Annotated in this window: 9 protein-coding genes and 1 pseudogene; 8 read left to right on the forward strand and 2 right to left on the reverse strand. The window is 53.9% G+C overall.

Annotation, left to right across the window (positions count from 1 at the left end; genetic code table 11):
* Positions 1–2: 2 nt before the first annotated feature.
* From nuoG to nuoN, 8 genes are all read left to right on the forward strand, one after another.
* Positions 3–2,729, forward strand: coding sequence for an NADH-quinone oxidoreductase subunit NuoG (gene nuoG, locus AB4H76_RS07895; protein WP_000190937.1), 2,727 nt, complete (start codon positions 3–5; stop codon positions 2,727–2,729).
* Entirely contained in the window at positions 2,726–3,703 is a 978-nt protein-coding gene (gene nuoH / locus AB4H76_RS07900; RefSeq protein ID WP_000118507.1) for an NADH-quinone oxidoreductase subunit NuoH, read from the forward strand. Before nuoG ends, nuoH begins: the two co-directional genes overlap by 4 nt.
* 14 nt (positions 3,704–3,717) lie before the next feature.
* Positions 3,718–4,260 carry an NADH-quinone oxidoreductase subunit NuoI gene (gene nuoI, locus AB4H76_RS07905; protein ID WP_000172749.1) on the forward strand — a complete coding sequence of 181 codons (543 nt, stop codon included), beginning with the start codon at positions 3,718–3,720 and terminating at the stop codon, positions 4,258–4,260.
* Between the two features lie 11 nt (positions 4,261–4,271).
* Positions 4,272–4,826: an NADH-quinone oxidoreductase subunit J gene (gene nuoJ / locus AB4H76_RS07910; RefSeq protein ID WP_000393511.1), complete on the forward strand. Its 555-nt coding sequence runs from the start codon at positions 4,272–4,274 to the stop codon at positions 4,824–4,826.
* Positions 4,823–5,125 (forward strand): NADH-quinone oxidoreductase subunit NuoK, encoded by a 303-nt coding sequence (nuoK, locus tag AB4H76_RS07915; protein ID WP_000612644.1) that lies wholly within the window; start codon positions 4,823–4,825, stop codon positions 5,123–5,125. The genes nuoJ and nuoK overlap by 4 nt, the downstream gene beginning before the upstream one ends.
* Positions 5,122–6,963 (forward strand): NADH-quinone oxidoreductase subunit L, encoded by a 1,842-nt coding sequence (nuoL, locus tag AB4H76_RS07920; protein WP_001056635.1) that lies wholly within the window; start codon positions 5,122–5,124, stop codon positions 6,961–6,963. Before nuoK ends, nuoL begins: the two co-directional genes overlap by 4 nt.
* Before the next feature lie 163 nt (positions 6,964–7,126).
* The gene (nuoM, locus tag AB4H76_RS07925) at positions 7,127–8,656 is read left to right on the forward strand and encodes an NADH-quinone oxidoreductase subunit M (protein ID WP_000926441.1); all 1,530 of its coding nucleotides are present in this window, start codon (positions 7,127–7,129) and stop codon (positions 8,654–8,656) included.
* Positions 8,657–8,662: 6 nt separating this feature from the next.
* Entirely contained in the window at positions 8,663–10,120 is a 1,458-nt protein-coding gene (gene nuoN / locus AB4H76_RS07930) for an NADH-quinone oxidoreductase subunit NuoN (RefSeq protein WP_000156704.1), read from the forward strand.
* Between the two features lie 66 nt (positions 10,121–10,186).
* Here the strand turns inward: nuoN and AB4H76_RS07935 are convergent, their stop codons facing one another.
* A complete protein-coding gene (locus AB4H76_RS07935) occupies positions 10,187–10,648 on the reverse strand; it encodes a YfbM family protein (RefSeq protein ID WP_174563067.1) in 462 nt (153 codons plus the stop codon).
* A 144-nt stretch (positions 10,649–10,792) separates the two neighbouring features.
* Positions 10,793–11,401: pseudogene (locus AB4H76_RS07940) on the reverse strand (hypothetical protein).
* Positions 11,402–11,675 lie beyond the last annotated feature (274 nt).

Genomic DNA, 11,675 nt, shown 5'->3' on the forward strand with positions numbered 1-11,675 from the left:
TAATGGCTACAATTCATGTAGACGGCAAAGAATACGAGGTCAACGGAGCGGACAACCTGCTGGAAGCTTGTCTGTCTCTGGGCCTTGATATTCCTTACTTTTGCTGGCATCCGGCGCTGGGAAGTGTCGGTGCTTGCCGCCAGTGTGCGGTGAAGCAATACCAAAACGCGGAAGACACGCGTGGTCGCCTGGTGATGTCCTGTATGACACCGGCTTCCGATGGCACCTTTATTTCCATTGACGACGAAGAAGCGAAACAGTTCCGTGAAAGCGTGGTCGAGTGGTTGATGACCAACCACCCGCACGACTGTCCGGTATGTGAAGAGGGCGGTAACTGCCATCTTCAGGATATGACTGTGATGACCGGACACAGCTTCCGTCGCTACCGTTTCACCAAACGTACCCACCGTAATCAGGATTTGGGGCCATTCATCTCTCACGAAATGAACCGCTGCATCGCCTGCTACCGCTGTGTGCGTTACTACAAAGATTACGCTGACGGTACAGATCTGGGCGTTTACGGTGCGCACGACAACGTCTACTTCGGTCGCCCGGAAGACGGCACGCTGGAAAGCGAATTTTCCGGTAACCTGGTCGAAATTTGCCCGACCGGCGTATTTACCGACAAAACGCACTCCGAGCGTTACAACCGTAAATGGGATATGCAGTTTGCGCCGAGCATCTGCCAGCAATGTTCCATCGGCTGTAACATCAGCCCCGGTGAACGTTACGGCGAACTGCGTCGTATCGAAAACCGTTACAACGGTACGGTAAACCACTACTTCCTCTGCGACCGTGGTCGTTTCGGTTACGGTTACGTCAACCTGAAGGATCGTCCGCGTCAGCCAGTACAGCGTCGTGGCGATGATTTCATTACCCTCAACGCCGAACAGGCAATGCAGGGCGCGGCAGATATTCTGCGTCAGTCGAAGAAAGTGATCGGTATTGGTTCTCCGCGTGCCAGCGTGGAAAGCAACTTTGCGCTGCGTGAACTGGTGGGCGAAGAAAACTTCTACACCGGTATCGCTCACGGTGAGCAGGAACGTCTGCAACTGGCGCTGAAAGTGCTGCGTGAAGGCGGCATTTATACTCCGGCTCTGCGCGAAATCGAATCTTACGATGCGGTACTGGTGCTGGGCGAAGACGTTACCCAGACCGGCGCGCGCGTCGCGCTGGCAGTGCGTCAGGCTGTGAAAGGTAAAGCGCGCGAAATGGCGGCAGCACAGAAAGTGGCTGACTGGCAGATTGCGGCAATCCTCAACATCGGTCAACGTGCGAAGCATCCGCTGTTTGTTACCAACGTTGATGACACCCGTCTGGATGATATCGCGGCGTGGACTTACCGCGCACCGGTTGAAGATCAGGCGCGTTTAGGTTTTGCCATCGCCCATGCGCTGGATAACTCTGCACCAGCGGTTGACGGTATCGAACCTGAGCTGCAAAGCAAAATCGACGTCATCGTGCAGGCACTGGCAGGTGCGAAGAAACCGTTGATTATCTCCGGGACGAACGCCGGTAGCTTAGAGGTGATTCAGGCGGCGGCTAACGTCGCGAAAGCCCTGAAAGGTCGCGGCGCTGACGTCGGTATCACCATGATTGCCCGTTCCGTCAACAGCATGGGGCTGGGCATTATGGGTGGCGGTTCGCTTGAAGAAGCGTTAACCGAACTGGAAACCGGACGCGCCGACGCGGTGGTGGTGTTGGAAAACGATCTGCATCGTCACGCTTCTGCTATCCGCGTGAATGCTGCGCTGGCTAAAGCACCGCTGGTGATGGTGGTTGATCATCAACGCACAGCGATTATGGAAAACGCCCATCTGGTACTTTCTGCTGCCAGCTTTGCTGAAAGCGACGGTACGGTGATCAACAACGAAGGCCGCGCCCAACGTTTCTTCCAGGTTTACGATCCTGCTTATTACGACAGCAAAACTGTCATGCTGGAAAGCTGGCGCTGGTTACACTCGCTGCACAGCACCCTGCTGAGCCGTGAAGTGGACTGGACGCAGCTCGACCATGTGATTGACGCTGTTGTGGCGAAAATCCCGGAACTGGCAGGTATCAAAGATGCTGCGCCGGATGCGACATTCCGTATTCGTGGGCAGAAACTGGCCCGTGAACCGCACCGTTACAGCGGTCGTACCGCCATGCGCGCCAATATCAGCGTTCATGAGCCGCGTCAGCCGCAGGATATTGACACCATGTTCACCTTCTCGATGGAAGGTAACAACCAGCCGACTGCGCACCGTTCGCAAGTGCCGTTTGCCTGGGCGCCGGGCTGGAACTCCCCGCAGGCGTGGAACAAATTCCAGGACGAAGTGGGCGGCAAACTGCGCTTTGGCGATCCGGGCGTGCGTCTGTTTGAAACCAGCGAAAATGGTCTGGATTACTTCACCAGCGTACCGGCACGCTTCCAGCCGCAGGACGGGAAATGGCGTATCGCGCCGTATTACCACCTGTTTGGCAGCGATGAATTGTCACAGCGTGCTCCGGTCTTCCAGAGCCGTATGCCGCAGCCGTACATCAAACTCAACCCAGCGGATGCCGCGAAGTTAGGTGTGAACGCAGGTACACACGTCTCCTTTAGTTACGATGGCAACACGGTCACGCTGCCGGTTGAAATCGCTGAAGGGCTGACGGCAGGGCAGGTGGGCTTGCCGATGGGTATGTCCGGCATTGCTCCGGTGCTGGCTGGCGCGCATCTTGAGGATCTCAAGGAGGCACAACAATGAGTTGGATATCACCGGAACTGATTGAGATCCTGCTGACCATCCTCAAAGCGGTGGTGATCCTGCTGGTGGTTGTCACCTGTGGGGCATTCATGAGCTTTGGCGAACGTCGCCTGCTGGGTCTGTTCCAGAACCGTTACGGACCTAACCGTGTTGGCTGGGGCGGTTCGCTCCAGCTGGTTGCGGACATGATCAAAATGTTCTTTAAAGAAGACTGGATCCCGAAATTCTCGGATCGCGTCATCTTTACCCTGGCACCGATGATTGCCTTTACCTCGCTGCTGCTGGCCTTTGCGATTGTGCCAGTCAGTCCGGGTTGGGTGGTTGCCGACCTGAACATCGGGATTTTGTTCTTCCTGATGATGGCAGGTCTGGCGGTTTACGCGGTGCTGTTTGCGGGCTGGTCAAGTAACAACAAATACTCGTTGCTGGGTGCGATGCGTGCTTCTGCGCAGACCCTGAGCTACGAAGTGTTCCTCGGGCTTTCCCTGATGGGCGTGGTGGCGCAGGCCGGTTCATTCAACATGACCGACATCGTCAACAGCCAGGCGCATGTGTGGAACGTTATCCCGCAATTCTTTGGTTTTATTACCTTTGCCATCGCGGGCGTGGCGGTATGTCACCGTCACCCGTTTGACCAGCCGGAAGCCGAGCAGGAACTGGCGGATGGTTACCACATTGAATATTCCGGTATGAAGTTCGGTCTGTTCTTCGTGGGTGAGTACATCGGGATTGTGACCATCTCTGCATTGATGGTGACGCTGTTCTTCGGTGGCTGGCAAGGCCCGTTGTTACCGCCATTCATCTGGTTCGCGCTGAAAACCGCGTTCTTTATGATGATGTTCATTTTGATTCGTGCGTCGTTACCGCGTCCGCGTTATGACCAGGTAATGTCCTTCGGCTGGAAAATCTGCCTGCCGCTGACGCTGATCAACTTGCTGGTAACGGCGGCTGTCATTCTCTGGCAGGCGCAATAAGGGGCAATAAGACCATGACCTTAAAAGAATTGTTAGTAGGTTTCGGCACCCAGGTTCGTAGTATCTGGATGATCGGCCTGCACGCGTTCGCCAAACGCGAAACGCGAATGTACCCGGAAGAGCCGGTCTATCTGCCGCCCCGTTATCGTGGTCGTATCGTTCTGACCCGCGACCCGGACGGCGAAGAGCGTTGCGTAGCCTGTAACCTCTGTGCGGTAGCCTGCCCGGTCGGCTGTATCTCGCTGCAAAAAGCAGAAACCAAAGACGGTCGCTGGTATCCGGAATTTTTCCGTATCAACTTCTCGCGCTGCATTTTCTGTGGTCTGTGCGAAGAAGCCTGTCCGACCACGGCGATTCAGTTAACCCCGGATTTCGAAATGGGGGAATACAAGCGCCAGGATCTGGTTTACGAGAAAGAGGATCTGCTGATCTCCGGTCCGGGCAAATACCCGGAATATAACTTCTACCGGATGGCAGGTATGGCAATCGACGGCAAAGATAAGGGCGAAGCAGAGAACGAAGCCAAGCCTATCGACGTCAAGAGCCTGTTACCGTAAGGAGAGGGGCAATGGAGTTCGCTTTTTATATCTGTGGCCTGATAGCCATACTTGCGACCTTGCGAGTGATCACCCATACCAATCCGGTACACGCACTGCTGTACCTGATTATTTCGCTGCTGGCGATTTCTGGGGTGTTCTTCTCACTGGGCGCTTACTTCGCCGGTGCGCTGGAAATTATCGTCTACGCGGGTGCCATTATGGTGCTGTTCGTGTTCGTAGTGATGATGCTCAACCTGGGCGGTTCAGAAATCGAACAGGAACGCCAGTGGCTGAAACCGCAGGTGTGGATTGGTCCGGCAATTTTGTCGGCCATCATGCTGGTGGTGATTGTTTACGCCATCCTTGGTGTTAATGATCAGGGTATCGACGGTACGCCAATCAGTGCTAAAGCAGTGGGTATTACGCTGTTCGGGCCTTACGTACTGGCGGTGGAACTGGCTTCTATGCTGCTGCTCGCGGGTCTGGTTGTGGCCTTCCACGTCGGTCGTGAAGAGCGTGCGGGTGAAGTGCTGAGCAATCGTAAAGACGACAGCGCGAAAAGAAAAACGGAGGAGCACGCATGATCCCCTTACAACATGGACTGATCCTCGCGGCAATCTTATTCGTTCTTGGCTTAACCGGTCTGGTTATCCGTCGCAATCTGCTGTTTATGCTGATTGGTCTGGAAATCATGATTAACGCCTCCGCGCTGGCCTTTGTGGTCGCCGGAAGCTACTGGGGTCAGACCGACGGTCAGGTGATGTACATTCTCGCCATCAGCCTCGCGGCGGCAGAAGCGAGTATCGGCCTTGCGCTGCTGCTGCAACTTCACCGTCGTCGCCAGAACCTGAACATCGATTCAGTAAGTGAGATGCGCGGATGAACATGCTTGCCTTAACCATTATTTTGCCATTGATTGGCTTCGTCCTGCTGGCGTTCTCCCGTGGGCGCTGGTCTGAAAACGTTTCGGCGATCGTCGGCGTTGGCTCTGTGGGCCTGGCGGCGCTGGTAACCGCCTTTATCGGCGTTGATTTCTTCGCTAACGGCGAGCAGTCATACAGCCAGCCGCTGTGGACGTGGATGTCGGTAGGCGACTTTAACATCGGTTTTAACCTGGTGCTGGACGGCCTGTCGCTGACCATGCTCTCGGTGGTCACTGGTGTGGGTTTCCTTATTCACATGTACGCCTCCTGGTACATGCGCGGTGAAGAGGGCTACTCTCGCTTCTTCGCCTACACCAACCTGTTCATCGCCAGCATGGTAGTTCTGGTTCTCGCCGATAACCTGCTGCTGATGTACCTCGGCTGGGAAGGCGTGGGCCTGTGCTCCTATCTGCTGATCGGTTTCTATTACACCGATCCGAAGAATGGCGCAGCGGCAATGAAAGCGTTCGTCGTGACCCGTGTGGGTGACGTTTTCCTCGCTTTCGCACTGTTCATTCTTTACAACGAACTGGGCACCCTGAACTTCCGCGAAATGGTGGAACTGGCACCAGCGCACTTTGCTGACGGCAATAACATGCTGATGTGGGCGACGCTGATGCTGCTGGGCGGTGCGGTCGGTAAATCTGCGCAGTTGCCGTTGCAGACATGGCTTGCTGACGCGATGGCGGGCCCGACGCCTGTCTCCGCGCTGATCCACGCCGCAACGATGGTAACCGCGGGTGTCTACCTGATCGCCCGTACCCACGGCCTGTTCCTGATGACGCCGGAAGTTCTGCATCTGGTGGGTATTGTCGGGGCGGTTACGCTGCTGCTGGCCGGTTTTGCCGCGCTGGTACAGACCGACATCAAACGTGTTCTCGCTTACTCTACCATGAGCCAGATTGGCTACATGTTCCTCGCGCTTGGCGTGCAGGCATGGGATGCGGCGATTTTCCACTTGATGACTCACGCGTTCTTTAAAGCGCTGCTGTTCCTGGCATCCGGTTCCGTCATTCTGGCCTGCCATCACGAACAGAACATCTTCAAGATGGGCGGTCTGCGTAAATCTATTCCGCTGGTTTATCTCTGCTTCCTGGTGGGCGGCGCAGCACTGTCGGCACTACCGCTGGTCACTGCGGGCTTCTTCAGTAAGGATGAGATCCTCGCGGGTGCGATGGCGAATGGTCATATCAATCTGATGGTGGCAGGTCTGGTCGGTGCGTTTATGACCTCGCTCTACACCTTCCGTATGATTTTCATCGTCTTCCACGGAAAAGAACAAATTCACGCTCACGCCGTGAAAGGGGTAACTCACAGCCTGCCGCTGATTGTGCTGCTGATCCTTTCCACCTTCGTTGGCGCACTGATTGTACCGCCGCTGCAGGGCGTGCTTCCGCAAACGACGGAACTGGCGCACGGCAGCATGTTGACCCTGGAAATTACCTCTGGCGTGGTCGCGGTGGTCGGCATTCTGCTGGCAGCCTGGCTGTGGCTGGGTAAACGTACTCTGGTGACCTCCATCGCCAACAGTGCGCCGGGCCGTCTGCTGGGCACCTGGTGGTACAACGCCTGGGGATTTGACTGGCTGTATGACAAAGTGTTCGTCAAGCCGTTCCTGGGTATTGCCTGGTTGCTGAAACGCGATCCGCTGAACTCAATGATGAACATCCCGGCTGTCCTTTCCCGCTTTGCAGGTAAAGGTCTGCTGTTAAGTGAGAACGGCTATCTGCGCTGGTATGTGGCATCCATGAGCATCGGTGCGGTCGTGGTGCTGGCACTGTTGATGGTACTGCGTTGAGTTAAGGATTGTGGGATTGCCCCTGGGCATATAAGAACGTAGGTCGGATAAGCCGCCTTCGCGGTGCATCCGACACTACCCCCAGTCCGAAGAGAATTTTCTGTCGTGAGAATTCGTTGAAAATCCGGTCCTGACGGGACTTTTACAAGGAATAAAGATCGCCATGTTACTACCCTGGCTAATATTAATTCCCTTTATTGGCGGCTTCCTGTGCTGGCAGACCGAACGCTTTGGCGTCAAGGTGCCACGCTGGATCGCGCTGATCACCATGGGATTGACGCTGGCGCTGTCGCTGCAACTGTGGTTGCAGGGCGGTTATTCACTGACGCAATCCGCCGGAATTCCGCAGTGGCAGTCTGAATTCGACATGCCGTGGATCCCGCGTTTTGGTATCTCTATTCATCTCGCCATTGACGGGCTGTCGCTGCTGATGGTCGTGCTGACCGGTCTGCTCGGTGTGCTGGCGGTACTATGTTCGTGGAAAGAGATCGAAAAATATCAGGGCTTCTTCCACCTCAACCTGATGTGGATCCTGGGCGGCGTTATCGGCGTGTTCCTTGCCATCGACATGTTCCTGTTCTTCTTCTTCTGGGAAATGATGCTGGTGCCGATGTACTTCCTGATCGCACTGTGGGGGCATAAAGCCTCTGACGGTAAAACGCGTATCACGGCGGCAACCAAGTTCTTCATTTACACCCAGGCGAGTGGCCTGGTGATGTTGATTGCCATCCTGGCGCTGGTTTTTGTTCACTACAATGCGACCGGCGTCTGGACCTTCAACTATGAAGAGCTGCTGAATACGCCAATGTCCAGTGGTGTGGAATACCTGTTAATGCTGGGCTTCTTCATCGCCTTCGCAGTCAAAATGCCGGTGGTTCCGCTGCATGGCTGGCTGCCGGATGCGCACTCCCAGGCTCCGACCGCCGGTTCCGTTGACCTCGCGGGGATCTTGCTGAAAACTGCCGCTTACGGTTTGCTGCGTTTCTCCCTGCCGCTGTTCCCGAACGCGTCGGCAGAGTTCGCGCCAATTGCTATGTGGCTGGGTGTTATCGGCATCTTCTACGGTGCGTGGATGGCCTTCGCCCAGACCGATATCAAACGTCTGATCGCCTACACCTCGGTTTCCCACATGGGCTTCGTGCTGATTGCTATCTACACCGGCAGCCAGTTGGCCTACCAGGGCGCGGTAATCCAGATGATTGCGCACGGTTTGTCGGCGGCGGGTCTGTTTATTCTTTGTGGTCAGCTTTATGAACGTATCCATACCCGCGACATGCGCATGATGGGCGGTCTGTGGAGCAAGATGAAATGGCTGCCAGCACTGTCGCTGTTCTTTGCGGTGGCAACGCTTGGGATGCCTGGCACCGGTAACTTCGTCGGCGAATTTATGATTCTGTTCGGCAGCTTCCAGGTTGTACCGGTGATTACCGTTATCTCTACCTTTGGGCTGGTCTTTGCATCTGTTTATTCGCTGGCGATGTTACATCGCGCTTACTTCGGTAAAGCGAAAAGCCAGATTGCCAGCCAGGAACTGCCAGGGATGTCGCTGCGTGAGCTGTTTATGATCCTGTTGCTGGTGGTGCTGCTGGTACTGCTGGGCTTCTATCCGCAGCCGATTCTGGATACCTCGCACTCCGCGATTGGCAATATCCAGCAGTGGTTTGTTAATTCCGTTACTACTACAAGGCCGTAAATCGCCATGACAATAACTCCACAAAACCTGATCGCACTGCTACCGTTGCTGATCGTCGGCTTGACGGTGGTGGTTGTGATGCTCTCCATTGCGTGGCGACGCAATCATTTCCTCAACGCTACGCTCTCGGTTATTGGGCTTAACGCGGCGCTGGTTTCGCTCTGGTTTGTTGGCCAGGCGGGCGCTATGGACGTAACGCCGCTGATGCGCGTTGATGGTTTCGCCATGCTTTACACCGGGCTGGTATTGTTGGCGAGCCTCGCCACCTGTACTTTCGCCTACCCGTGGCTTGAAGGCTATAACGACAACAAGGATGAGTTCTACCTGTTGGTGTTAATTGCCGCGCTGGGCGGGATCCTGCTGGCGAATGCCAACCATCTGGCGTCTCTGTTCCTCGGTATCGAACTGATCTCTTTGCCGCTGTTTGGCCTGGTCGGTTACGCTTTCCGCCAGAAACGTTCACTGGAAGCCAGTATCAAATACACCATCCTTTCTGCCGCAGCGTCTTCTTTCCTGCTGTTTGGTATGGCGCTGGTGTATGCGCAGTCTGGCGACCTGTCGTTTGTCGCGTTGGGTAAAAACCTTGGCGACGGTATGCTCAACGAGCCGCTGTTGCTGGCAGGTTTCGGCCTGATGATTGTTGGCCTCGGCTTCAAACTCTCTCTGGTGCCGTTCCACCTGTGGACGCCAGACGTATACCAGGGCGCGCCTGCGCCGGTTTCCACTTTCCTGGCGACGGCGAGCAAAATCGCTATCTTCGGTGTGGTGATGCGTCTGTTCCTCTACGCACCGGTGGGTGACAGCGAAGCGATTCGCGTGGTGCTGGCGATTATCGCCTTTGCCTCCATCATCTTCGGTAACCTGATGGCGCTGAGCCAGACCAATATCAAACGTCTGCTCGGTTACTCATCTATCTCTCACCTCGGCTATCTGCTGGTAGCGCTGATTGCGCTGCAAACCGGCGAGATGTCGATGGAAGCGGTAGGGGTTTACCTGGCCGGTTATCTGTTCAGCAGCCTCGGCGCGTTCGGCGTGGTCAGCCTGATGTCCAGCCCGTATCGTGGCCCGGATGCTGATTCCCTGTTCTCTTACCGCGGTCTGTTCTGGCATCGTCCGATCCTCGCGGCAGTGATGACGGTGATGATGCTGTCTCTGGCCGGTATCCCGATGACGCTGGGCTTTATCGGTAAGTTCTACGTGCTGGCGGTCGGTGTCCAGACACACTTGTGGTGGCTGGTGGGTGCCGTGGTTGTCGGTTCGGCAATCGGCCTCTACTACTACCTGCGCGTGGCGGTGAGCCTGTACCTGCACGCGCCGGAACAACCGGGTCGCGATGCACCGTCAAACTGGCAGTACAGCGCGGGCGGTATCGTGGTGCTGATTTCTGCACTGTTGGTACTGGTGCTGGGTGTATGGCCACAACCGCTGATTAGTATTGTGCGGTTAGCAATGCCGCTGATGTAATCTGTTAGTTTGTAAGTCAGAAAGCCGCCGACATGTTCGGCGGTTTTTTTTGGCGCTCTGACACCATCACCCAACAATAACCGTCAGCGCATGATTCCCTTGTCGCAGCATACGTCGATACGCGCTAATCAGCTTTTCCATATCAAGCATGATCGAGGCAAAGAGTTGCCCCTCTAACTCTTCTGAAAAGGTCACTCCCGGATAAATCTCCATTTCATTGAGTCGCTTAATGGAAAACTGTTTACGCAGCTCACTTCGATCCAGTGATTCCAGTCGGTCGATTGTCGCGGCTAATTCCTGATTCCAGGTCAATCCCAGGAAGCCATCTATGCCATCTTCGAGGCTGTGTTCACCAAGCACGGCACGACTCAGCGGATCATTCTTCGCGGGATCAAAAGCAGAGGTGCCTGTCAGCCCAAAGTGTAAAAAATCCCAGCGTTTATCAATATCCAGTCGGCGTAATCCTGAAAGCGTGTCATGTATATTATCCATCAAAGGTTTTTCAGTAGACTCAAGCAGTTGGTTAATCTTTTCTTAGTCAATTTCTGCAAAATAACCAATCATTCCCATTTATTTTTCCTCCATTGAATTTTATGTTTCGCATCTTAAAACAGACGAGGGAAAATAAAATGTACATGTCGCTGTTTCTGGACCCGCCTCGAGAAATTTTTATTATTTACTGTTGTGTAACAAGGTTATAACACCATCTGAGCCATTTTCTGATAATTCAATCTGTCTGCTGTATCACCGGGCAAGTGGTATTGTTTATTACGATAAAAAGCGGTGTCAGTAATCATTACGGCGGGAATATCGTGTTGCCAATAATTCAGGTGGTCAGAGAAATCAATACCGGGAATAAACCATGGGGCATTCATAGAATAAACAGATAAATCCCGGGATGATAACAATGCCGTTTTTACCTGACGAACGGCGTTGATATCCTGTATTCTGCCGACCAGGCAATAAAGTCCCCCCGATCGGGATAAAGCCAGGACATTGCGGGTAAGGGTAATCCTGGCTACCAGGCGCAGAGTCGTAATAGCCAATCGGGGACGCCCTGCGCGGTAACTCTGGCACCGCTACTGACAAAGAACTCTTTTATATACTCTACGGACCTATTCAGATTATCAATATTGTCGGCATTACGTGGATGCACAGTTTGTGTAAGATAACGAACTGTTTTTTCTAATTGCTCAGGACTGACGTGTCGGGGCGTTGGCGATAATGCAGTGACCCAGGGTTGGTAAAAATAATCAGAGGGAGTGAAATCAGAAATAATATAACAAAAGGATTTTTTTTTCATATATAAATTATCAATAAAAGACGTTATTTTATCATTATTTATAATGAGTTATGAGTGTTTGTTTTATTACGGTTGTTAGATCTATACAAAAAGTATCTTTTACAGTGGCTTCGCTATTTTAAAAAGGAATTCATATAAGGAAAAATATAATTATGTTATTTATTGGCAGATTGAGTTGACAGGGGGCAGAACTCTGAGGGTAAGAAAAGTCAGCAACAACAATCCACTACATCAACAGACCAGCAATCGCGT

The organism is Escherichia sp. UTM R2, from assembly GCF_048593455.1.
Lineage (GTDB): Bacteria > Pseudomonadota > Gammaproteobacteria > Enterobacterales > Enterobacteriaceae > Escherichia > Escherichia coli.